Origin of the sequence: Streptomyces sp. NPDC006463, assembly GCF_042870715.1 — a bacterium.
Taxonomy (GTDB): Bacteria; Actinomycetota; Actinomycetes; order Streptomycetales; family Streptomycetaceae; genus Streptomyces.
The window spans coordinates 111,003-133,001 of the sequence record NZ_JBIAHP010000019.1 but is presented as its reverse complement, the minus strand read 5'-3'; the positions used below and the strand labels follow the sequence as shown (position 1 = coordinate 133,001).

At 71.8% G+C, this 21,999-nt stretch carries 18 protein-coding genes and 1 pseudogene; 12 read left to right on the top strand and 7 right to left on the bottom strand.

Annotation, left to right across the window (positions count from 1 at the left end; genetic code table 11):
* The first annotated feature begins 87 nt into the window (after positions 1-87).
* Positions 88-1,032: an EamA family transporter RarD gene (gene rarD, locus ACFYOB_RS29860; protein WP_388564844.1), complete on the top strand. Its 945-nt coding sequence runs from the start codon at positions 88-90 to the stop codon at positions 1,030-1,032.
* A gap of 212 nt (positions 1,033-1,244) precedes the next feature.
* Positions 1,245-2,564 carry a M28 family peptidase gene (locus tag ACFYOB_RS29855; RefSeq protein WP_388564842.1) on the top strand — a complete coding sequence of 440 codons (1,320 nt, stop codon included), beginning with the start codon at positions 1,245-1,247 and terminating at the stop codon, positions 2,562-2,564.
* On the opposite strand, the gene ACFYOB_RS29850 is transcribed toward ACFYOB_RS29855, so the two are convergent.
* The 4 genes from ACFYOB_RS29850 to ACFYOB_RS29835 all read right to left on the bottom strand — a co-directional run bounded on the left by ACFYOB_RS29850 (position 2,554) and on the right by ACFYOB_RS29835 (position 5,772).
* Entirely contained in the window at positions 2,554-2,961 is a 408-nt protein-coding gene (locus tag ACFYOB_RS29850; protein ID WP_388564839.1) for a hypothetical protein, read from the bottom strand. The genes ACFYOB_RS29855 and ACFYOB_RS29850 overlap by 11 nt on opposite strands.
* The gene (locus ACFYOB_RS29845) at positions 2,958-3,161 is read right to left on the bottom strand and encodes a ribbon-helix-helix domain-containing protein (protein WP_251055898.1); all 204 of its coding nucleotides are present in this window, start codon (positions 3,159-3,161) and stop codon (positions 2,958-2,960) included. The genes ACFYOB_RS29850 and ACFYOB_RS29845 overlap by 4 nt, the downstream gene beginning before the upstream one ends.
* Before the next feature lie 108 nt (positions 3,162-3,269).
* Positions 3,270-4,493: an outer membrane lipoprotein carrier protein LolA gene (locus tag ACFYOB_RS29840; protein ID WP_388564835.1), complete on the bottom strand. Its 1,224-nt coding sequence runs from the start codon at positions 4,491-4,493 to the stop codon at positions 3,270-3,272.
* 268 nt (positions 4,494-4,761) lie between these two features.
* Positions 4,762-5,772 (bottom strand): polyprenyl synthetase family protein, encoded by a 1,011-nt coding sequence (locus ACFYOB_RS29835; RefSeq protein ID WP_388564833.1) that lies wholly within the window; start codon positions 5,770-5,772, stop codon positions 4,762-4,764.
* Between the two features lie 211 nt (positions 5,773-5,983).
* Here ACFYOB_RS29835 and ACFYOB_RS29830 point away from each other — a divergent pair.
* Both ACFYOB_RS29830 and ACFYOB_RS29825 read left to right on the top strand, forming a co-directional pair.
* Positions 5,984-6,590, top strand: a pseudogene (locus ACFYOB_RS29830) (MFS transporter); the annotation flags it as partial.
* A gap of 41 nt (positions 6,591-6,631) precedes the next feature.
* Positions 6,632-8,635, top strand: a complete 2,004-nt coding sequence (locus tag ACFYOB_RS29825) for a CocE/NonD family hydrolase (RefSeq protein WP_388564830.1) — start codon at positions 6,632-6,634, stop codon at positions 8,633-8,635.
* A 7-nt stretch (positions 8,636-8,642) separates the two neighbouring features.
* On the opposite strand, the gene ACFYOB_RS29820 is transcribed toward ACFYOB_RS29825, so the two are convergent.
* Positions 8,643-9,449, bottom strand: a complete 807-nt coding sequence (locus ACFYOB_RS29820; RefSeq protein ID WP_388564827.1) for a Cof-type HAD-IIB family hydrolase — start codon at positions 9,447-9,449, stop codon at positions 8,643-8,645.
* Between the two features lie 141 nt (positions 9,450-9,590).
* Between ACFYOB_RS29820 and fahA the strand changes: the two genes are divergently transcribed.
* The 8 genes from fahA (at position 9,591) to ACFYOB_RS29780 (ending at position 18,651) form a co-directional block, all read left to right on the top strand.
* The gene (gene fahA, locus ACFYOB_RS29815; protein WP_388564825.1) at positions 9,591-10,814 is read left to right on the top strand and encodes a fumarylacetoacetase; all 1,224 of its coding nucleotides are present in this window, start codon (positions 9,591-9,593) and stop codon (positions 10,812-10,814) included.
* A gap of 150 nt (positions 10,815-10,964) precedes the next feature.
* A complete protein-coding gene (locus ACFYOB_RS29810; protein ID WP_388564823.1) occupies positions 10,965-11,735 on the top strand; it encodes a GntR family transcriptional regulator in 771 nt (256 codons plus the stop codon).
* Between the two features lie 60 nt (positions 11,736-11,795).
* On the top strand, positions 11,796-12,023 hold the full coding sequence (locus ACFYOB_RS29805) for a ferredoxin family protein (protein ID WP_030710222.1): 228 nt from the start codon (positions 11,796-11,798) through the stop codon (positions 12,021-12,023).
* 14 nt (positions 12,024-12,037) lie between these two features.
* Entirely contained in the window at positions 12,038-13,390 is a 1,353-nt protein-coding gene (locus ACFYOB_RS29800) for an ABC transporter substrate-binding protein (RefSeq protein WP_388564820.1), read from the top strand.
* A complete protein-coding gene (locus ACFYOB_RS29795) occupies positions 13,387-14,391 on the top strand; it encodes an ABC transporter permease (RefSeq protein WP_388564817.1) in 1,005 nt (334 codons plus the stop codon). Before ACFYOB_RS29800 ends, ACFYOB_RS29795 begins: the two co-directional genes overlap by 4 nt.
* Positions 14,388-15,164: an ABC transporter ATP-binding protein gene (locus tag ACFYOB_RS29790; protein WP_388564815.1), complete on the top strand. Its 777-nt coding sequence runs from the start codon at positions 14,388-14,390 to the stop codon at positions 15,162-15,164. The genes ACFYOB_RS29795 and ACFYOB_RS29790 overlap by 4 nt, the downstream gene beginning before the upstream one ends.
* An 11-nt stretch (positions 15,165-15,175) precedes the next feature.
* A complete protein-coding gene (locus tag ACFYOB_RS29785) occupies positions 15,176-17,932 on the top strand; it encodes a fumarate reductase/succinate dehydrogenase flavoprotein subunit (protein WP_388564811.1) in 2,757 nt (918 codons plus the stop codon).
* A 113-nt stretch (positions 17,933-18,045) separates the two neighbouring features.
* The gene (locus ACFYOB_RS29780; RefSeq protein WP_388564808.1) at positions 18,046-18,651 is read left to right on the top strand and encodes a hypothetical protein; all 606 of its coding nucleotides are present in this window, start codon (positions 18,046-18,048) and stop codon (positions 18,649-18,651) included.
* Positions 18,652-18,745: 94 nt separating this feature from the next.
* On the opposite strand, the gene nuoN is transcribed toward ACFYOB_RS29780, so the two are convergent.
* A complete protein-coding gene (nuoN, locus tag ACFYOB_RS29775) occupies positions 18,746-20,392 on the bottom strand; it encodes an NADH-quinone oxidoreductase subunit NuoN (RefSeq protein ID WP_388564923.1) in 1,647 nt (548 codons plus the stop codon).
* Positions 20,393-20,397: 5 nt separating this feature from the next.
* Complete coding sequence (locus ACFYOB_RS29770; RefSeq protein WP_388564805.1) at positions 20,398-21,999, bottom strand: NADH-quinone oxidoreductase subunit M; 1,602 nt, start codon at positions 21,997-21,999, stop codon at positions 20,398-20,400.

Below are 21,999 nucleotides of genomic sequence, written 5' to 3'. Positions count from 1 at the left end.
CATGAGTATCTCCCGGAAACGGGCATGACATCCGGCCCCTCCGGCGATACCGTCGTCAAGTTGGCTTGAAGTCGTACAGGAGGCCCCGTGAAGGCGGAGAACGAGCAGCGCACGGGTTTGCTCTACGGATTCGGCGCATACGGGATGTGGGGGCTCGTCCCCCTCTTCTGGCCGCTGCTCAAGCCTTCCGGGGCCGTCGAGATCCTCGCCCACCGCATGGTGTGGTCCCTGGCCGTGGTCGGGGTGGCCCTGCTCGCGCTGCGCCGCTGGGGCTGGGTGCGGGAGCTGCTCCACCAGCCGCGCAAGCTCGGCCTTACCGCCCTGGCCGCCTCGGTGATCAGCGTGAACTGGGGCCTGTACATCTGGGCCGTCAACAACGGCCAGGTCGTCGAGGCGAGCCTCGGCTACTTCATCAATCCCCTGGTCAGCATCGCGATCGGCGTACTGGTCCTCGGTGAGCGGCTGCGCCGCGCACAGTGGGCGGCGGTCGGCATCAGCTTCATCGCCGTGCTGGTGCTCGCCATCGGCTACGGGCGGCCGCCGTGGATCTCGCTGATCCTGGCCTTCTCCTTCGCGACGTACGGGCTGATCAAGAAGAAGCTCAACATGGGCGGGCTGGAGTCGCTGACCGCCGAGACGGCGGTACTCTTCCTGCCCGCCCTCGGCTACCTGCTGTGGCTGGGCGCGCAGGGCCAGTCCAGCTTCGCCTCGCACGGCGTCGGCCACTCGCTCCTGCTGGCCGCGACCGGGCTGGTCACCGCGATCCCGCTGGTGTTCTTCGGGGCCGCGGCGATCCGGGTCCCGCTGTCCACCCTCGGGCTCCTCCAGTACATGGCCCCGGTCTTCCAGTTCGGGCTCGGCGTCCTCTACTTCCACGAGGCGATGCCGCCCGAGCGCTGGGCCGGATTCTCCCTGGTGTGGGCCGCCCTCGCCGTCCTGACCTGGGACGCGCTGCGTACGTCCCGTCGCTCCCGGGCAGCGCTCGCCATGGCGCCGGCCCCCGCCGTGACACCGGCGCGCGAGCCCGCGTAGGACTCCCGGGCAGCGCTCACCCGGCTCCCACGATCCCCGGTACGGAAACCCGTACCGGGGATCGTCCGTTTTCCGAACTCCCCTGACCGAAATCTGGTCTTGACGGACAGTCATACTCTCGCTGAACATCAGGCTCGCACAGACGCACTATCGCTCACCTGCTCTATACCGCCAGTTCCGTCAAATCCCCGCGGAATCCCCGGAGCCCCCACATGAGCCTGTCCGTCTCACGGCGCCTTGCTGCCGTGACCGCTTTCGCGGTCGCCGGCCTGTTCGCCGCCACCACTCCTGCCGCGCTCGCCACCCCCACGGCGGCCCCCGCGGCACCGACACCGCCCGACATCCCGCTGGCCAACGTCAAGGCCCACCTCACGCAGCTCTCCACCATTGCCGCCAACAACGGCGGCAACCGCGCCCACGGCCGGACCGGCTACAAGGCCTCGATCGACTACGTGAAGGCCAAGCTCGACGCGGCGGGCTTCACCACCACCCTGCAGACCTTCACCTCCAGCGGCGCCACGGGCTACAACCTGATCGCCGACTGGCCGGGCGGCGACCCCAACTCGGTCCTGATGTCCGGTTCACACCTGGACTCGGTGACCGCCGGCGCCGGCATCAACGACAACGGCTCCGGTTCCGCAGCCGTCCTGGAGACCGCGCTCGCCGTCTCCCGTGCGGGCCTGCAGCCGACGAAGCACCTGCGCTTCGGCTGGTGGGGCGCGGAGGAGCTGGGCCTGATCGGCTCGAAGTACTACGTCAACAACCTGCCGGCCGCCGAGAAGGCGAAGATCTCCGGCTACCTGAACTTCGACATGATCGGCTCGCCGAACCCGGGCTACTTCGTCTACGACGACGACCCGACCATCGAGCAGACCTTCAAGAACTACTACGCCGGCCTCGGCATCGCGACCGAGATCGAGACCGAGGGCGACGGCCGCTCCGACCACGCCCCCTTCAAGAACGCGGGCATCCCGGTCGGCGGCCTGTTCTCCGGCGCCGACTACACCAAGACGGCGGCCCAGGCACAGAAGTGGGGCGGCACCTCCGGTCAGGCCTTCGACCGGTGCTACCACTCCTCCTGCGACTCGCTGGCTAACATCAACGACACGGCTCTGGACCGCAACGCCGACGCGATCGCCTACGCGGTCTGGACCCTCGGGGCGGCCACGACGGTCCCGCCGGGCCCGTCCTTCGAGAACACGGCGGACGTGTCGATCCCGGACTCCCCCGCCGCCGCGGTGACCTCGCCGATCACGGTGTCCGGCGTCACCGGCAACGCGCCCGCCACCACCAAGGTCGACGTGAACATCGTCCACACCTACCGCGGTGACCTGGTGATCGACCTGCTCGCGCCCGACGGGACGGCCTACCGGCTGAAGAACTCCTCCAGCTCGGACTCGGCCGACAACGTCATCGCCTCGTACACGGTCAACGCGTCGAGCGAGGTCGCCAACGGGATCTGGAAGCTCCAGGTCAAGGACGTGGCCGGGCAGGACGTCGGCTACATCAACAGCTGGAAGATCACTTTCTGACCGTCTCGTCGGGCAGCTGCGGGTCCTGGATACGGGCCCGCAGCTCCTCGGCGACCGCCCCGATGTCCGCGCGCCCCAGCTTCGCCGCCTCGACCAGATCGCCGAGCTCCTCCGGCGAGGGCAGCTGCTTGGCCCCGGCCACGCGCAGGTACGAGCGGGTCGCGGCGGCGGCGTAGAACTCGTTCATCGGGGATTCCAGCGCCGGGCACACCGCAAGGGTGTGCAGGAACGCGGCGGCCCGCCACGCGGTGTCCGGGGCGGGCTGCTCGGGCACCAGCACGAGGTCGTTCTGGTGCCGGGCGACCGCGGCGGCCACCCCGGAGGGGTCCCACACGGCGGGATCGGACGGGAGATGGTGGGCCAGAGCGGTCCAGGCCCACTCCATGGTGATCTTCAATTGCCGAACCGCTCCTGGAAGTAGCCCCAGTGGTCCGCGAACTCCTCTATGCCGGAAAGGAAGTTCTTCCGGTCGTCGTCGAGTTCGCGTTCCGTGACCTCGGTGATCAGCGCGGTGACCGTCGTTCCCAGCGCCGCCGCGCGCGCCTTGAGGCGTTCGTGGAACTCTTCGTCCAGGCGGATGGTGACGTGTCTCGACATGCACACCACCGTACAGCGGGCCCGCTGTACGCAGGAGGGGAACGACGCAAGGGTGGCCCGGGACACAGGTCCCTGGCCACCCTTGCGCCGTCGGCCGCTACTTCACGGCTACTTCGCGGCGTTCGCCGTCTTCACCAGCTGGTCCTTGGTGACCGCGCCGACGTAGACCTTGCCGTCGTCCGTGATCAGGGCGTTGACCACGCGGGTGGAGAAGATCCGGCCCTCTCCGAACTTCCCGGTGACCTTGTCCCCGAGGGAGCTCATGAACTGCTTGGCCTCCTTGGGCGCGTTCTTGTCGTTCTCCAGATCCTTCAGATTCCGGCCCGCCCCGGTGTCGATCTGCGCGACGGTGGCCCAGCCCTCGCCGAGGACCTTCGTCTCGCCCTTGCCGTTCGCACCGCCGGTCAGGGCGTCCAGACCCGGGAAGGACTCCAGAGCCTTCCAGTGCTTGCCTTCCTGGGCCTTCCCCTTCTCATCACGGCCGTGCCCGTCCGAACCCTCGGTCACCTTGGCGCCCTTGGGCGCGGTGAAGTTGAAGGTGTCGGCGGACGGCTTGGCGAAGTCCACCTTGGTGAAGCCTGCGTCCACGATCGGCTTGCCGCCCTGGGAGGAGAGCAGCTGCACGCGCAGCGGCACGCCGTTCTTGGCGTCGACCGCGATCTGGATCGCGCCGACCGTGGATCCGGCCTGCTTGGGCTTGAGCACCAGCTGGTAGGCGTCGCGCCCGGCCACCTGCGCCGTGTCGCCGACGCCGACGTCCGTGGTCGGGCCCGCGGCCTTCAGGACCTCCTCGGCCAGCTGCTGGGGCGAGGCGGCGAGCCGGTCGGCCGTCCTCTTGTGGTCGGCGCCGCCGTCCTTGCCGGCCTCGGGGGCCGCCTTCTCGTGGAAGACCTCGTTCGACTTGGAGTCGTAGCCCCACACGTCGTTGCCGTTGTGGACGAGGCTGTACTCGTCCTTGCCGTCCAGGAAGGTCAGCTTCTGGCGGTCCGGGCCGTCGGCCGCGACGCGGAAGGTGTGCGTCCCGTTCGCCAGCTGCGCGACCTTGTCCTCCGGAGCCGCGGAGCCCCCCGTGACGCCCGCGCCGCCGAGCAGACCGCTCGCGATCTTCGGCAGGCCCAGGTCGGTGGTGATCCGGGCGGTGCCGGACAGCTCCTGTACGTCGGAAGCCGCGATCTTCTCGATGAGCTGCTGCGCCGTCACCTTCGGCAGGTCGGGTCCGCCGGCGGTGGCGAAGGCCGGGACCATCGCTACGGTCGCCGCGGCCACACCCGCCACCGCGACCGGTACGGCGTACCGGGCGACCTTGCGAGAAGTCTTCGTGTTCGCTGCCATTTCAGTGCCCTGCCCTCTGTGTCGACGGCGGCGAGGCCCGTGTCGCCGCGCTCACCCGATCTGGTGGGGTTGATGACTCCATCTGACCAAATGGGGGACGCGGCGGCGTCAGCCCCCGGACGCAACTGTGTGTACGCCCGTGGGATGACACGCGAAGGCCCCTCCTCCTACGACCCGTAGGGGTCGGCAGGACGGAAGGGCCGTTCCTCTGCTGCGTGCGCCAGGGGTGCTACCCCGGGCGGCCGTTCGGGTGCTGTCCCGCCCGGTGCTATCCCGCCCGGTGCACCACCGCGTCGCACAGTTCCTCCAGCGCCGACTTGGAGGAGCACTCCCGCAGCGGCGCCAGCATGGCCCGCGCGTCCTCGGCGTAGCGGACGGTGTCGCGGCGGGCCTGCTCCAGCGCGGGGTGCGCGCGGAGCCGGGTCAGCACCTCGGCGTGTCGGGCGTCGTCCGTCAGGTCGCCGTCCAGGAGGCTCACGAGTTCCAGGTCGTCCGGGTTGCCGTCGCGGGCCGCCATCTCGCGCAGCCGCAGCACGGGCAGGGTCGGGATGCCCTCGCGCAGGTCGGTGCCCGGGGTCTTGCCGGACTCGTGCGCGTCGGAGGCGATGTCGAGGACGTCGTCGGCCAGCTGGAAGGCCAGGCCCAGCCGCTCGCCGTACTGCGTGAGGATGTCGACGACCATGTCGTCGGCGCCGGACATCATCGCGCCGAAGCGGCAGGAGACGGCGACGAGCGAGCTGGTCTTGCCGGCCATGACGTCGAGGTAGTGGGCGACCGGGTCGCGGCCGTCGCGCGGGCCGGCCGTCTCCAGGATCTGACCCGTCACCAGCCGCTCGAAGGCCTCGGCCTGGATGCGGACCGCCTCCGGCCCGAGGTCGGCCAGGATGTGCGAGGCGCGGGCGAACAGGAAGTCACCCGTCAGGACCGCCACCGAGTTGCCCCAGCGGGTGTTCGCGCTGTCCACCCCGCGGCGTACGTCCGCCTCGTCCATGACGTCGTCGTGGTAGAGCGTCGCCAGGTGCGTGAGCTCCACCACGACGGCGGAGGGCACGATTCCGGGCGCGTACGGATCGCCGAATCGGGAGGCGAGCATCACGAGCAGCGGCCGGAAGCGCTTGCCTCCGGCCCGCACCAGATGCTGTGCGGCCTCGGTGATGAAGGGGACTTCGCTCTTGGTGGCCTCCAGCAGACCCGCCTCGACGGCGGCCAGTCCGGCCTGGACATCGGTCTCAAGAGCCTGGTCCCGCACGCTCAGTCCGAACGGCCCGACGACGGTCACGAGGGGTACTCCTGTCTGCTGACGATCACGCTGACGATCACCTGGATTGTCGATGTGTCGCTGCCATCACTCAAGCCAGCGTATCGGGTCTGTTTTCGATCACCGAGAGCGCCTGTCCGGACGCCACCCGCGCACCGCCCGAACCGCACCGGTATGTTCTTGAGGAGACGAATCAACCGGAGAATGCGTTTTGTCCAGAACCGTCACCGATATAGAGGAACCCGCGGATCCTGCGGCCGGCCGGCCGCCGCCCCGTGACGACCACGCCTTCCTCGGCCGCCCCCGGGGCCTGGCGGCTGAAGGTATGGGAGCGCTTCTCGTTCCTGGGCATGCAGGGCATCCTCGTCCTCTACTTCGCGGACCCGGTGGCGAACGGCGGCCCGGGGATGAACCCGGGCGCCGCGGCCTCGGTCTCGGCGGCGTACGGGACCATGGTCTACCTCGTCTCCGTCGCAGGCGGGTGGCTCGCCGACCGCATCCTCGGTTCGTACCGGGCCGTGCCCTGGGGCGGCATCCTGATCGCCTGCGGCCACTACGCCATGGCCGTGCCGACCGCCGCCATGACCTGGGCGGGCCTCGTCCTGATCGGCGCGGGCACCGGCCTGCTCAAGCGCGGAACGACCGCCGGCCTGATCCAGTACGTCCTGGGCCGCCGCCACCCGGCCGGACGAAATCACTCCGCCGATCACCCACTCGCACCCGCCGCGATGCGCTCAGCCGTGACGAAGATCATCGGCGACTGCCTCGCCTTCGCCGCGCTCGCCACCCTGCCGGCGGACCTCGGACGGCTGACCATGGGCCGCTTCGTCGACCTGCTCTGCGGCGCACCATGCACCCGGTTCACTAAGGCGGTTCGCGCATGATCATCCGTACCGACTTCCCGTACGGGACCACCCGCGAGGACGTGCGGATCCCGATGCCCGACGGCGTCGAGCTCTACGCCCGCGTCTGGCGCCCGGTCACCGACGAGCCCGTTCCGGCGCTGCTGGAGTACCTCCCGTACCGGCTCACCGACTGGACCGCGCCGCGCGACTGGCAGCGCCACCCCTGGTACGCGGGGCACGGCTACGCCTCGGTGCGCGTGGACGTACGCGGCCACGGCTGCAGCGGCGGCCGCCCCGGCGACGAGTACGACGCCCGCGAGCTGGCCGACGGGGTCGCGGTGGTGGAGTGGCTGGCGGCGCAACCGTGGTGCACGGGGGCGGTGGGGATGTTCGGCATCTCCTGGGGCGGCTTCAACAGCCTGCAGATCGCGGCGCTCGCACCCGAGGCCCTCAAAGCGGTCGTCACCGTCTGCTCGACCGACGACCGGTACGACAACGACGTGCACTACGCGGGCGGCTCGGTACTGGCCGTCGACATGCACGCGTGGGCGGCCACCATGCTGGCCTTCGCCTCCCGCCCGCCGGACCCGCAGTTCGTCGGCGACGGCTGGCGGGAGCAGTGGCTGGAACGCCTGGAGGGCGTCGAACCGCTCATCCACACCTGGCTCTCGCACCAGACCCGCGACGGCTACTGGCGCCACGGCAGCGTCTGCGAGGACTACTCGGCCATCCGCGCGGCGGTCCTCGCGGTGGGCGGCTGGCACGACCCCTACCGGGACACGGTCCTGCGCCTGGTCTCGGCCCTCCCCGCGTCCCGGGTACGGGGCCTGATCGGCCCGTGGTCCCACCAGTACCCGGACCGCGGGCTGCCGCCGGGCCCGGCCATCGGCTTCCTCCAGGAGACCCTGCGCTGGTGGGACCACTGGCTGAAGGGCGAGGACAACGACGTGATGGACGAGCCGCTGCTCCGTGCCTGGATCGGCGACACACACCCGCCCGCGACGGTGTACGACGAACTCCCGGGCCGCTGGGTCGGGGAGAAGTCCTGGCCCTCGGCCTCGGTCATCCCGGTCCCGTACGGGTTCCAGGGCGCGCCGGTTGCCGTCGCCTCACCGCAGCACACCGGGATGGACGCGGGCCGGTTCTTCCCGTTCGGCAACGACGCCGACCTGCCGCCGGACCAGCGGGAGGAGGACGCGAAGTCGGCCTGCTTCGAGTTCCCGGTGGCCGCCGGGGAGCCGGTGGAGATCCTGGGCCGGCCCTCGGTGACCCTGCGGCTGCGCCTGGACGTGCCGTACGGGCAGGTCGTGGCCCGGCTGTGCGACGTTGCTCCGGACGGCTCCTCGACGCTGATCACGCGGGGCGCGCTGAACCTGTCCGCCCGCCGGGGCCGGGACCAGGCCGTGCCGTGGCCGGTGGGCTCGTACGAGGACGTCACCTTCGAGCTGAACGGCATCGGTCACGCCTTCCCGCCGGGGCACCGCATCCGCCTCGCGGTGTCCTCGGCGTACTGGCCGTGGATCTGGCCGCGGGCCGGCTCCGAGGCGGGCTGGACCCTGGACCCGGCGGGCAGCGCGCTGACCCTCCCGGTGCGGGCCGCGTCGCCCGGCGGGGAGGGGATCGTCTTCGAGGCGCCGGAGCAGGCGGAGCCGCTGGGAGTGGTGTACCCGGCCACGCTGGACGAGCCGCGGCCGGAACGGCTGGTCGTACGGGACGTCGCGCGCGGGACCTGGCGGCTGGAGGTGGACCCGCGGTACGGGGGCACCCGGGTGTACCCGGACGGCCTGGAGTACGGCGAGGACGCGCTGGAGGTGTACGAGATCCAGGACGCCGACCCGCTGTCCGCCCGGACGCGGTCGGACTGGCGGATCCGGCTCCACCGGCCGGAACTGGGCTGGGACGCGCGGATCGAGACCCGGTCGGAGATCAGTTGCGACGAGGGCGGCTTCCTGACCTCGAACGAGGTGGTGTGCCGGGAGGGGGACGAGGTGGTCTTCCACCGGACGTGGGAACGCCGTCTTCCGCGCGCCGCGGGCTGACCTGCCGTCAGCCGAACAACCGCTCAAGCACCACCGCGATGCCGTCGTCCTCGTTCGAAAGGGTGATCTCGTCGGCGACGGCCACCAGCTCCCGGTGGGAGTTGGCCATGGCCACCCCGTGGGCGGACCACGCGAACATCGGGACGTCGTTCGGCATGTCCCCGAACGCGATCGTCGCCGACGCGGGCAGCCCCAGGACCTCCGCCGCCCGCGCGAGGCCGCTGGCCTTGTCGATGCCCGGTGGCTGGAGTTCCACCGTGTGCTCCCCCGCCATCGTCACGTTCACCAGGTCGCCGACCACCGACCGGGCCACGCGCGTCAGCTCGTCGTCGTTCAGCCGGGGGTGCTGGAGCAGCACCTTGTTGATCGGGGCCGGCCACAGGTCCGACCGCCTCGGCACGCGCACCGTCGGCAGGTGCGGGTGCCACATCCGGTAGCCCGGCCCTATCAGCATCTCCGCGTCCACCCCCTCCTGGTTGACCGCCGCGTAGACCTCGCCGATCTCCGCCTCGATCTTGCCGAGGGCCACCTCGGCCAGCCCCCGGTCCATGCAGACGGAGTGCAACAGGCGCCCGCGCGCCGCGTCGTACACCTGCGCGCCCTGCCCGCACACCGCGAGCCCCGTATATCCAAGGCCGTCCAGGACGTGCCGTACCTGCGGGACCGGGCGGCCGGTGACGATGATGTGCTGGGCGCCGGCCGCGCGGGCCGTCGCGAGCGCCGCGGACGAACGGGCGGAGACGGCGTCCCCGGCACGCAGCAGAGTCCCGTCCAGGTCGGTGGCGATCAAGGCATAGGGGAGGGCGGAAGTCACGGCGTCAAGGATACGGACCCTGTTGGACAAGTCCTACAAATAGCGCCCGAATCCGCCCTCCCGCAGCCCCCACCAGCCACGTAACGTGTCAACAAGCCCCCGGGACACCCCCGGACCGCGTCGAAAGCGAGGCAGCACCCCATGCCCCAGCAGAGCCCCCTCGATGTACCCGAGGGCGACCCGTTCGGGCCGCACAACCTCCCGTACGGCGTCTTCTCGACCGCCGGGGAGAGCCGGCGCCGGATCGGTGTGCGGATCGGCGGACACGTGCTCGACGCGGGGGCGGCCGCGGCCGCGCTCGGTTCCCCGTACGCCGGGCTGCTCGGGCAGTCCTCCCTCAACCCGCTGCTCGCCGCCGGTCGCACCGCCTGGCGCGACGTGCGCCGCGCGCTGACCGCCTGGGTCACCGACCCCGGGCACCGGCCCACGGTCGAGCCGCACCTGCTGCCGCTGGACGAGGTCGAGCTGCACCTGCCGTACGAGGTCGCCGACTACGTCGACTTCTACGCGAGCGAGCACCACGCCACCAACGTCGGGCGGATGTTCCGCCCGGACGGGGACGCGCTGACCCCCAACTGGAAGCACCTGCCCATCGGTTACCACGGCCGTTCCGGCACGATCGTGGTCTCCGGGACCGACGTCGTACGGCCCAGCGGGCAGCGCAAGGCGCCCACCGACCCGGCGCCCGTGTTCGGCCCGTCCGTCAAGCTCGACATCGAGGCCGAGGTCGGCTTCGTCGTCGGCACCCCGTCCGAGCTGGGCAGCCCGGTGGCGCTGGGCGAGTTCGAGGACCACGTCTTCGGGCTCTTCCTCCTCAACGACTGGTCGGCGCGCGACATCCAGGCCTGGGAGTACGTGCCGCTCGGCCCCTTCCTCGGCAAGTCCTTCGCCACCTCCGTCTCCGCCTGGGTGACCCCGCTGGAGGCCCTGGACGCGGCCCGCGTCGCCCCGCCCGCCCGGGACTTCCCGCTGCTGCCCTACCTCGACGACTCCGCCGTCGAGGTCCCCGGCGGCTTCGACCTGCGCATCACCGTGTCCATCAACGGGCAGGAGGTGGCGCAGCCGCCGTTCTCGTCGATGTACTGGACCGCCGCCCAGCAGCTCGCGCACATGACCGTCAACGGCGCCTCCCTGCGCACGGGCGACGTGTACGGCTCCGGCACCGTCAGCGGCCCCGAGACGGGCCAGCGCGGCTCGCTGCTGGAGCTGACCTGGAACGGGCGCGACGCGATCGAGCTCGCCGACGGCAAGCGGACCTTCCTGGAGGACGGGGACACCGTCACCCTCACCGCCTGGGCTCCCGGCACGGACGGTACGCGCGTGGGTCTCGGCGAGGTCACCGGCCGCATCGTGGGATCCCGCTAGTCCGGATCCCGGGACGGACGGCTTCGGCGCGGTGGCGGATCTTCTCCCCGCCCCGCCGAAGCCGCAGCTCAGAGCCGTGCGGATGCGCCGCCCGGTGGCGCAACACTGCGGCAACACCATCACCGCCCCACCCCCGGTACGTTCCCTGCCATGCCAGCCGAACGCACCGTCACGCACACCGTCCCGGTCGCCGCCGCGCGCCGTCGGCGACTGCGCGCGGACCAGGCGCGACAGCTCGCCGACCTGCTGCGCCACCAGATCCTGGCGGGCGGCTACCCCGGCGGGGTCCTCCCCCTGGAGGACACCCTCGCCGCCGACTACGGCGCCGGCCGCAACACCGTCCGCCAGGCCCTCGATTTGCTGCGCGGCGAGCGGCTGGTGGAACGCCGGCCCGGTGTGGGCACCGTCGTCGTCTGCGAGAAGTACCCGCACGGCCTGGACCGCCTCCAGGGCCTCGCCGAAACCCTGCACGAGCACGGCCGGGTGACGAACGAGGTCCGCACCGCCGGCCCCGTGCGCGCTCCCGCCCCGGTCGCCGGCCGCCTCGGCCTGCCCGAGCACGAGGACGTGCTCTACATCGAACGGCTGCGCCGCCTGAACGGGCTGCCGCTCTCCCTCGACCTCACCTACGTCCCGATGGACATCGGCGCCGGACTGCTGGGCTGCGACCTGGAGAACACCGACGTCTTCCGGCTCCTGGAACAGCTGACCGGGCAGCCGCTCGGCCACGCCGAGATCACCCTTGAGGCCGTCAACGCCGACGCGCACTCCGCCGCCGTCCTCCAGGCCCCGCGCGGGGCCGCCGTCCTGATGCTGGAACGCCTCACCCACCTGGGCAACGGCCGGCCCGTGGACCTGGAGTTCATTCGCTTCCGCGGGGACCGCATCACGATGAGCGGCCTGCTGCGCCGCTCGCTCTGAGCCACCGCTCACCCCCTTGCCCTCCTGCCCTCCTGCCCTCCTGCCCTCCTGGAGACAGCCATGCCTCTGGTCCCCCAGCGCGGCGACGTGCCCGTGACCATCGACGAGTCCCTGTGCATCGACGGCTGCACCCTCTGCGTCGACATGTGTCCGCTCGACTCGCTCGCGATCCGCGAGGACAACGGCAAGGCGTACATGCACGTGGACGAGTGCTGGTACTGCGGCCCGTGCGCCGCCCGCTGTCCCACCGGCGCGGTCACCGTCAACATGCCCTACCTGCTCCGGTGAAAGGTCCCGCCCCCATGCGTGCCATCCCCTCGAAGGCGCTCGCGCCCGCGCTCGTCCTGCTCCTCGCCCCGCTCGCCACCGCCTGCGGCGACGCGTCCGGGGCGTCCGGCCCGAAGACGGTCACCGTGACCGTCGGCTACCAGTCCAAGACCATCAACACCGTCACCGCCGGCACCCTGCTGCGCTCCCTCGGCTACTTCGAGCAGGAGCTCGCGGCGCGCGGCAAGAAGGACGGCGTCACGTACAAGGTGGACTGGCAGGACTACGCCACCGGCGCCCCGATCACCGCCCAGATGACCGCCGGGAAGATCGACATCGGCTCGATGGGCGACTTCCCGCTGCTGATCAACGCGGTGCGCGGCCGGGAGCTGAAGCAGCCCACCCGCCTCGTGTCAGTGACCGGCTACAACCTGCGCGGCGGCCTCAACACCGTGGTCACCGCGCCGGATTCGAAGCTGGAGTCCCTCACCGACCTGCGCGGCAAGAAGGTGTCGACCAGCGTCGGCTCCGCCGCCGACGGCACCCTCGTACGGGCACTGCAACGAGCCGGGATCGACCCTTCGAGCGGCATCGAGAAGCTCAACCAGCAGCCCAGCGTGGGCGCTTCGGCACTCCAGGCGGGCAGTGTCGACGCGCTGTCGCAGTTCGTGGCGTGGCCGGGGCAGCTGGCCTACGAGGGGCGGGCGAAGGCCTTGTACGACGGCGCCGAGCTGAACCTGCCGACCTTCCACGGAGTCACCGTCCGGGAGAAGTTCGCGCGCGAGCGGGCCGGTCTGCTGGAGGACTTCCTGCGGGCGCAGCGCAAGGCGACCGACCACCTGCGCGCGGAACCGGTGGCGGCCGCCGAGTCAGTGGCCAAGGAGACCGGCCTGCCGGCGGAGGTGGTGTACCTCTACAACGGTGCGGGCGGCATCGCGACCTTCGACCCGGCCCTGCGCCCGGAGCTGGTCGAGGCGCTGAAGGCGGACGTGCCGGTGCTGAAGGAAGCCAAGCTGGTCGGCGACGTGGACGTGGACGGCTTCCTTGACCCGGAGCCGCTGAAGCGGGCCGTGGGCGGCGCACCCGAGTACCCGCAGGCGACGGCCGCCCGTCCCGAGCTGTGGCTCAAGGGGCAGGCCCGTACGCAGAGCTTCGCCACCCCGCGCGAGCTGCTCAGGGCCGCGCGCGGCGCGGACGTCCGGGCGGCGTACGTACCGGACGCGGTGACGGGCACCCTCTGGTTCGCCGACAAGGCGGTGTGGGTGGCGGAGGGGCCGGAGCTGCGCGCCTTCGTAACGGGCGCGGGCGCGAAGTCGTACGTCGACCGGCACAGGGGATCCGGGGCGCGGATCGTGAGCTTCGCCGAAGCCGGGGCCCTGGCCTCATGACGGCCGGTCGTTGGGCGCTGCGGGCGGCTTCGCTCGGCGCGGCCCTGCTGGTGTGGCAGGCGCTGACGTCGCTGGACGTGAACCTGTGGCTGCGCTTCGAGCAGTTCCCGACGGTGGGCGAGGTGGCATCGACGTTCGCGGAGCGGGCCGGGGCCGCGGCCTACTGGCAGGACCTGGGATTCAGCCTGCGCCGGATCGTGGCGGGCTTCGCGCTCGCGGCGGTCCTGGGGATCGCGGTGGGCACGGCGGTCGCCCGGTCACGGATCGCGGAGGACCTGCTGGGCCCGCTGCTGGAGGTGCTGCGGCCGATCCCGGCGATCGCCCTCGTGCCGGTGGCGATCCTCCTCTTCCCCTCCAACGAGCAGGGGATCGTGTTCATCACCTTCACGGCCGCCTTCTTCCCGGTGCTGGTCTCGACGCGGCACGCGGTGCGGGCGCTGACGCCGGTGTGGGAGGAAGCGGTGCTCACGATGGGCGGCGGCCGCGGACGGATCCTCTTCTCCGTGGTCCTGCCCGGCGCCCTGCCGGGCATCTTCGGGGGCCTGTCGGTGGGCATCGGGGTGTCGTGGATCTGCGTGATCTCGGCGGAGATGATCTCGGGCGAGTACGGGGTCGGCTACCGCACCTGGCAGGACTACACGGTGGTGGACTACCCCGGCGTGTTGGTCGGCATGGTCACGATCGGCGCGCTGGGCTGGCTGACGTCCACGGCTGTGGAGCGGGCGGGTCGCCGCCTGACGCGCTGGCTCCCCTCGCGCGACTCCTCCGGCCCCGCACCGTCCTCCGCCGCCCGGACCCGGGCGGGGCGGGGCCCGAAGCGCCCGCCCCGGAGGGCACTCCCGTCCCCGGGACCGGTGAAGCCGGGCGGCCCGCGTGATCACGCCGTGGCGGCCGGTGCGGCTGGTGCGACCGGTGCGGCCTCAGGGCAACGGTCCGGCGCAGCCGTCCCGGTTTCCGGGCCGGACTCCTTCCCGAAGCGGACCCGAGAGGTGGCCCCATGAGCCTGACCCAGACCGATGCACGAACCGGTACCGGCGGCGCGGCGCACGCCGGGCCGCCCGGGGCCCGGCTCGTACTGAGCGGGGTGCGGCTGGGGCACCGCGGGAACGTGGTGCTCGACGAGGTCGGCCTGACGGTCGAGGCCGGCGAGGTGCTGACCGTCGTGGGCCCCTCCGGCTGCGGGAAGTCCACGCTGCTGCGCACCCTGGCCGGGCTGCTCCCGCCGCTCGGCGGCGCCGTCGAGCAGGACGGCGCCCCGGTGACCGGGCCCGACGCCGACCGAGCCCTGGTGTTCCAGGACGACGCCCTGCTCCCCTGGCGCACGGTCCGGGCCAATGTCGAACTCCCGCTCGCCATCGGGCGCTCGTGGGGCCGGACCGGGCGGGCCGGGCGGCGGCTCGTCGCCGAGGAGTGGCTGGAGCGCGTGGGCTTGGCCGGGCACGAGCACAAGCTCCCGCACCAGCTCTCCGGCGGGCAGCGCCAGCGCGTCCAGCTGGCCCGCGCACTCGCCGCGCGCCCCCGGGCCGTCCTCATGGACGAACCCTTCGGCGCACTGGACGCCCAGACCCGCGCCGAGATGCAGGACCTCCTCGTGGACGTCCTCGCGGGCACGGGCGCGACCGTCGTCTTCGTCACCCACGACGTGGACGAGGCGCTCTTCCTGGGCGACCGCGTCGCCCTGCTCGGTACGGGCACGGTCGTGCCCGTACCGGCCCCGCGGGATCGCGGCGCCTCGCCCGCCGGACTCCGGCAGCAGATCATCAACTCACTCTGAAGGGCCGCACCATGGACATCCCCGCGATCTGCGACGCCGAGGAACTCTCCTGCGACGTCCTCGTCATCGGCGGCGGCACCGCCGGCACGATGGCGGCGCTCACCGCCGCCGAGCGCGGCGCGCGGGTCCTGCTCCTTGAGAAGGCCCACGTACGCCACTCCGGTGCCCTCGCCATGGGCATGGACGGGGTCAACAACGCCGTCGTCCCCGGCCGCGCCGAGCCCGACGACTACGTCGCCGAGATCACCCGCGCCAACGACGGGATCGTCGACCAGTCCACGGTCCGCCAGACCGCCACCCGCGGGTTCGCGATGGTGCAGCGCCTGGAGTCGTACGGTGTGAAGTTCGAGAAGGACGAGCACGGCGAGTACGCCGTCCGGCAGGTCCACCGCTCCGGCTCCTACGTCCTGCCGATGCCCGAGGGCAAGGACGTCAAGAAGGTCCTCTACCGGCAGCTGCGGCGCCGCGAGATGCGCGAGCGGATCCGGATCGAGAACCGGGTGATGCCGGTACGGGTCCTCACCTCGCCCGACGACGGCCGGGCGATCGGCGCGGCCGGCTTCAACACCCGTACCGGCGCCTTCGTCACCGTCCGCTCGGGGGCGGTGATCCTGGCGACCGGCCCGTGCGGGCGCCTCGGACTGCCGGCCTCGGGATACCTCTACGGCACGTACGAGAACCCGACCAACGCGGGCGACGGCTACGCCATGGCGTACCACGCGGGCGCCGCGCTGACCGGGATCGAGTGCTTCCAGATCAATCCGCTGATCAAGGACTACAACGGGCCGGCGTGCGCGTACGTCGCCAACCCCTTCGGCGGCTACCAGGTCAACCGGCACGGCGAGCGCTTCGTGGACTGCGACTACTGGTCGGGGCAGATGATGTCGGAGTTCGCGACCGAACTCGCCTCGGACCGGGGGCCGGTGTACCTGAAGCTGAGCCACCTCCCGGAGGAGTCGGTGGCCTCCCTCGAATCGATCCTGCACACGACGGAACGGCCGACGCGCGGCACCTTCCACGCGGGGCGCGGCCACGACTACCGCACGCACGACGTCGAGATGCACATCTCGGAGATCGGACTGTGCGGGGGCCACTCCGCCTCCGGCGTCCGCGTCGACGACCACGCACGCACCACGGTCCCGCGCCTGTACGCGGCCGGTGACCTGGCCTCCGTACCGCACAACTACATGATCGGGGCGTTCGTCTTCGGCGACCTGGCGGGCGCGGACGCCGCCCGGTACACCGCGTACGAGGGGGAGCTGCCGCAGCGGCAGCTGGCGGAGGCGCACGAGCTGGTCTACCGGCCGCTGCGCAACCCGGACGGGCCGCCGCAGCCGCAAGTGGAGTACAAGCTGCGGCGGTTCGTGAACGACTACGTGGCGCCGCCGAAGACGGGCGCGAAGCTGTCGCTCGCCGTGGCGGCCTTCGACCGCATGACCGGCGAGATCGCGCAGATGGGCGCGACCACCGCGCACGAGCTGATGCGGTGCGCGGAGGTGTCCTTCATCCGGGACTGCGCGGAGATGGCGGCCCGGTCCTCGCTGGCCCGGACGGAGTCCCGCTGGGGCCTCTACCACGAGCGCCTCGACCATCCGGAGCGGGACGACGCGGGCTGGCTGCACCACCTGGACCTGCGCAAGTCGGCCTCGGGGACGATGGAGTTCACCGCCCGGCCCGTGGAGCCGTACCTGGTCCCCGTGGACGGGTTCACCCCGGCGGGCGGCCCCGAACGGCATCTCGGCGAGGTCGGACTGGTCCCGGTGGCGACGGCCGGCCCGCGCCGGACGCCTCCGGCGGCGCGTACGGCAGCGCCTCTCGCCCCGGAGGAGGCCGCGGCCGCCGGTCCCGCCCGCGCCACCGGACCCGCCCGCGCCACCGGACCCGCCCGCGCCGCCGGACACTCCCCGCGGATCCTCGAACTGCTCGCCCTCGCCGAGGAGTCGCCCGACCTGCCCGCCCTGCTCCCCTACCTCGGCGACCCCGACCCGGCGGTCCGGGCCGCCGCCGTGGCCGCGCTCGGCGAGACGGTCCCGGCGGGCGCCGGGCCCGCGCTGGCGCTCCGGCTCGCGGACGCGGACCGCGCCGTACGGGCGGCCGCGGCGGGCGCGCTGCGGGAGCTGGTGGAGGTCCTGCCGGGCGGTCCCGACCTGGCGGCCGGGTTGCGGGCGGCCCTGGCGGTGGGCGACCCGGCGGTGCGCTCGGCCGCGCTGGAGGTCCTGCGGGCGCTGCGCCTCGGCGACGCGGAGCTGTACGCGGCCGCGCTGGCCGACGCCGAGGTGGACGTACGGATCCACGCGATACGGGGACTGGTGTCCGTGGACGCGGCGACGGAGCTGGCCGCGGCCGCCGGGGACCCGGCCCGTGAGGTCCGGGTCGCCGTCGCCAAGGGCCTGGCCGCGATCCGCGATCCGGCACCGGCGCCGCTGGACCCGCTGCTCTCGGACACCGACCCGCTGGTGCGGGGTGCGGCGCTGGGCGCGCTGGCCTCGGCCGGCTGCCCGGACGGGTACGCCCGTACCGCGGTGGCGGCGCTGGACGACACGGCCTGGCAGGTCCGCGCGGGGGCGGCGGCCGGGCTGTCGGCGGCCGTCGCGGAGGCGGCCGTGCCGGCTCTGGCCAAGGCCCTGGCCGACGCCGACGCGGACGTCCGCAAGGCCGCGGTGTTGTCCCTGCTGGCCCACCGGGCCTGCGCGGAGGCCCGGGCGGCACTCGCCACGGCGGTCGGCGACCCCGACGCGGACGTCAGGGCGTACGCGGCCCGCGCCTAGGGGCCCCGTTCGGAGGCGCGCCGCGTGCGGCGCAGGGTGGGGGCCGGGATGGTGGACGGACGAATGGAAGCAGGAGCCCGTACCCCGTACCCCCATCACGAGGAGCCGCAGCCATGACCGTGCGCAGCCTGAAGACCGTCCTCACCTGCGCGGCCGCCGTGTCGCTCGGCCTGGCCGCCGTGGCCCCGGCCCACGGGGTCGAGGGGCCCGCGCCCGACCCGCACGACCGCAAGGCCATGAGGGACATGGCGACGGCGATCGCGGTGACGGCCAGGTACGCGGACGAGCGGGAGGCCCTCAAGGACGGGTACGTCCCCCACGGCCATGAATGCATGAGCAACCCGTTCGGGGTGGGCGCCATGGGCTACCACTACGTCAAGGAGGCCAACTGGGGTTCGAAGGACCCCAGCAGGCCGACAGCGCTCCTCTACAGCACGGCGAAGGACCGCAACGGCCGTCGCATGCTCCAGACGGTGGAGTGGATGTCCACCGACCGGGACCAGGACCTTAAGACCACCGATGACAGGCCGAGCATGTTCGGGCTGCCTTTCGACGGACCCATGCCGGGCCACTGGGCGGGCATGCCCAAGCACTACGACCTGCACATGTGGGCCTACAAGGAGAACCCGGCGGGGCGTTTCCACAACTGGAACCCCGCGTTGACCTGCCCGGGCAAGGCGGCTGCCCCGGCGAAGCCCGGGCACGCGCACGGCCGCTAGGCCCTGTCGACCCGGCCCGCGCCGTCCGTTCATGCCGAAGGGCCCGGCTCCCCCTTGAGGGGGCCGGGCCCTTCCGTGTGCCGTGCGGACCGGGTCAGCGGACGAACGTGCTCGCTTGCCCCGCCAGGTCCAGGAAGTACTGCGGCGCCACGCCCAGGACCAGGGTGACCGCGACGCCCACCGCGATGGTCGTCATGGTCAGCGGCGAGGGGACGGCCACGGTGGGGCCGTCGGCCTTCGGCTCGCTGAAGAACATCAGGACGATCACCCGGATGTAGAAGAACGCGGCGATCGCGGACGAGATGACACCGATCACGACCAGCGCGCCCGCGCCGCCCTCCGCCGCCGCCGTGAACACGGCGAACTTGCCCGAGAAGCCCGAGGTCAGCGGAATGCCGGCGAAGGCCAGGAGGAACACCGCGAAGACGGCCGCGGTCAGAGGCGAACGCCGTCCCAGACCGGCCCACTTGGACAGGTGCGTCGCCTCGCCGCCCGCATCGCGCACCAGGGTGATCACCGCGAAGGCGCCGATCGTCACGAAGGAGTACGCGGCGAGGTAGAAGAGGACCGACTGGACGCCCTCCGCCGAGGTCGCGATCACACCGGCCAGGATGAAGCCCGCGTGTGCGATCGAGGAGTACGCCAGCAGCCGCTTGACATCCGTCTGGGTCACGGCGATCACCGCGCCCGCGAGCATCGTGACGATCGCGACGCCCCACATCACCGGCCGCCAGTCCCACCGCATGCCCGGCAGGACCACGTAGAGGAGACGCAGGAGGGCGCCGAACGCGGCCACCTTCGTCGCCGCCGCCATGAAGCCCGTGACCGGAGTCGGGGCGCCCTGGTAGACGTCCGGGGTCCACATGTGGAAGGGGACCGCGCCGACCTTGAAGAGCAGGCCCATCAGGATCATCGCCATGCCGATGAGCAGCAGGGCGTCGTTGCCCATGGTGGAGGCCAGCGCCGGGTCGACCTTCGAGAGCGTGCCGTCGACCACGTCGGAGATCACCGCGTAGGAGACCGAGCCCGCGTACCCGTAGAGCAGCGCGATGCCGAAGAGGAGGAAGGCGGAGGAGAAGGCTCCCAGCAGGAAGTACTTCACCGCGGCTTCCTGCGACATCAGCCGCTGGCGGCGGGCGACGGCGCAGAGCAGGTACAGCGGGAGGGAGAAGACCTCCAGCGCGATGAACAGCGTCAGCAGGTCGTTGGCCGCCGGGAAGATCAGCATCCCGGCGATCGCGAACAGGGCCAGCGGGAAGACCTCGGTGGTGGTGAAGCCGGCCTTGACGGCGGCCTTCTCGCTGTCGCTGCCCGGTACGGACGCCGCCTGCGCGGCGAAGGAGTCCACCCGGTTGCCGTGTGCGGCCGGGTCGAGCCTGCGCTCGGCGAAGGTGAACACCGCGATGATCGAGGCCAGCAGGATGGTGCCCTGCAGGAACAGCGCCGGGCCGTCCACCGCGATGGCGCCCATCGCCGCGATGTGCGCCTTGGTGCTCCCGTACCCGCCGGCCGCGAGGCCGACGACCGCCGCGAAGGCCGAGGCCAGCGCGGCGACGGTGAGGAACACCTGTACGTAGTAGCGGGACTTGCGGGGCACGAAGGCCTCGACGAGGATCCCGAGGACCGCCGCGCCCACCACGATCAGCGTGGGCGCGAGCTGCGCGTACTCGATGACCGGCGCCGGGATCCGGTCGACCGGTCCGTCGGCCGCCAGTGTCCACAGGCTGTGGGCGGAAGTCAGTGTGCTCACTTCGCCGCCTCCCCGTTCTTGGCGTGCTCGGCTTCGACGTTGACCTCGGGCTTGGGGTCCGTCTGCTGGACATCCGACATGGTGTGCTCCACTGCCGGGTTGACGATGTCGGTGAGCACCTTCGGGTAGACGCCCAGTCCGATCAGCAGTGCGATCAGCGGGGCGACCACCAGCACCTCCCGCAGGCGCAGGTCCGGCATCGTGCGGACCTGCTCCTTCACGGGGCCGGTCATCGTGCGCTGGTAGAGCACCAGCGTGTAGAGCGCCGCCAGCACGATGCCGATGGTGGCGATGATGCCGATCACCGGGTACCGGGCGAACGTGCCGACCAGGACCAGGAATTCACTGACGAAGGGCGCGAGCCCCGGCAGTGAGAGGGTGGCGAGGCCGCCGATCAGGAAGGTGCCGGCGAGGACCGGGGCCACCTTCTGGACGCCGCCGTAGTCGGCGATGAGCCGCGAGCCGCGCCGCGAGATCAGGAAGCCGGCCACCAGCATCAGCGCCGCCGTCGAGATCCCGTGGTTGACCATGTAGAGCGTCGCACCGGACTGGCCCTGGGAGGTCATCGCGAAGATGCCCAGGATGATGAAGCCGAAGTGCGAGATGGAGGCGTAGGCGACCAGCCGCTTGATGTCGCGCTGCCCGACCGCGACCAGCGCGCCGTAGACGATGCTGATCAGGGCCAGGACGAGGATCACCGGCGTGGCCCACTTGCTGGCGTCGGGGAAGAGGCCGAGGCAGAAGCGGAGCATCGCGAAGGTGCCGACCTTGTCGACGACCGCGGTGATCAGTACGGCGACCGGGGCGGTGGACTCGCCCATCGCGTTCGGCAGCCAGGTGTGCAGCGGCCACAGCGGGGCCTTCACCGCGAAGGCGAAGAAGAAGCCGAGGAACAGCAGCCGCTCGGTGTTGGTCGCCATGTCGAGCGTGCCCGCGGCGCGGGCGGCGGTGATCTCCTGGAGCGAGAAGTTCCCGGCGACCACATACAGCCCGATGACGGCGGCCAGCATGATCAGGCCGCCGACCAGGTTGTAGAGGAGGAACTTGACCGCCGCGTACGAGCGCTGCGCGGTCGCGTTCTCGTCGGAACCCGAGTGCGCCCGGTCCCCGAAGCCGCCGATGAGGAAGTACATCGGGATGAGCATGGCTTCGAAGAAGATGTAGAAGAGGAAGACGTCGGTGGCCTCGAAGGAGATGATCACCATCGCCTCGACCAGCAGGATCAGGGCGAAGAAGCCCTGCGTCGGCCGCCATCGGGAGGATTGGGTTTCGAGGGGGTCGGCGTCGTGCCAGCCGGCCGCGATCACGAAGGGGATCAGGAGCGCGGTGAGGCCGATGAGCACCACCCCGATCCCGTCCACCCCCAGCTCGTAGCGGACGCCGAAGTCGGCGATCCAGGGGCGGGATTCGGTGAGCTGGTAGCGGTCGCCACCGGGCTCGAAGCGGATCGCGACGAGCGCGGCCAGGGCCAGGGTCGCCAGTGAGAAGAGCAGGGCGAGCCATTTGGCGGCGGTTCTGCGGGCGGCCGGGACGGCCGCCGTCAGGATCGCACCGGCCGCGGGGACCGCGGCCGTCACCGTCAGAAGCGGGAAACTCAT

Excerpts from the sequence above, each read along its gene's own strand:
- ACFYOB_RS29855 (WP_388564842.1), top strand. The coding sequence starts at position 1,245 with ATGAGCCTGTCCGTCTCACGGCGCCTTGCTGCCGTGACCGCTTTCGCG.
- ACFYOB_RS29845 (WP_251055898.1), bottom strand. The coding sequence starts at position 3,161 with ATGTCGAGACACGTCACCATCCGCCTGGACGAAGAGTTCCACGAACGC.
- ACFYOB_RS29840 (WP_388564835.1), bottom strand. The coding sequence starts at position 4,493 with ATGGCAGCGAACACGAAGACTTCTCGCAAGGTCGCCCGGTACGCCGTA.
- ACFYOB_RS29825 (WP_388564830.1), top strand. The coding sequence starts at position 6,632 with ATGATCATCCGTACCGACTTCCCGTACGGGACCACCCGCGAGGACGTG.
- fahA (WP_388564825.1), top strand. The coding sequence starts at position 9,591 with ATGCCCCAGCAGAGCCCCCTCGATGTACCCGAGGGCGACCCGTTCGGG.
- ACFYOB_RS29810 (WP_388564823.1), top strand. The coding sequence starts at position 10,965 with ATGCCAGCCGAACGCACCGTCACGCACACCGTCCCGGTCGCCGCCGCG.
- ACFYOB_RS29805 (WP_030710222.1), top strand. The coding sequence starts at position 11,796 with ATGCCTCTGGTCCCCCAGCGCGGCGACGTGCCCGTGACCATCGACGAG.
- ACFYOB_RS29800 (WP_388564820.1), top strand. The coding sequence starts at position 12,038 with ATGCGTGCCATCCCCTCGAAGGCGCTCGCGCCCGCGCTCGTCCTGCTC.
- ACFYOB_RS29795 (WP_388564817.1), top strand. The coding sequence starts at position 13,387 with ATGACGGCCGGTCGTTGGGCGCTGCGGGCGGCTTCGCTCGGCGCGGCC.
- ACFYOB_RS29790 (WP_388564815.1), top strand. The coding sequence starts at position 14,388 with ATGAGCCTGACCCAGACCGATGCACGAACCGGTACCGGCGGCGCGGCG.
- ACFYOB_RS29785 (WP_388564811.1), top strand. The coding sequence starts at position 15,176 with ATGGACATCCCCGCGATCTGCGACGCCGAGGAACTCTCCTGCGACGTC.
- ACFYOB_RS29780 (WP_388564808.1), top strand. The coding sequence starts at position 18,046 with ATGACCGTGCGCAGCCTGAAGACCGTCCTCACCTGCGCGGCCGCCGTG.
- ACFYOB_RS29770 (WP_388564805.1), bottom strand. The coding sequence starts at position 21,999 with ATGAGTTTCCCGCTTCTGACGGTGACGGCCGCGGTCCCCGCGGCCGGT.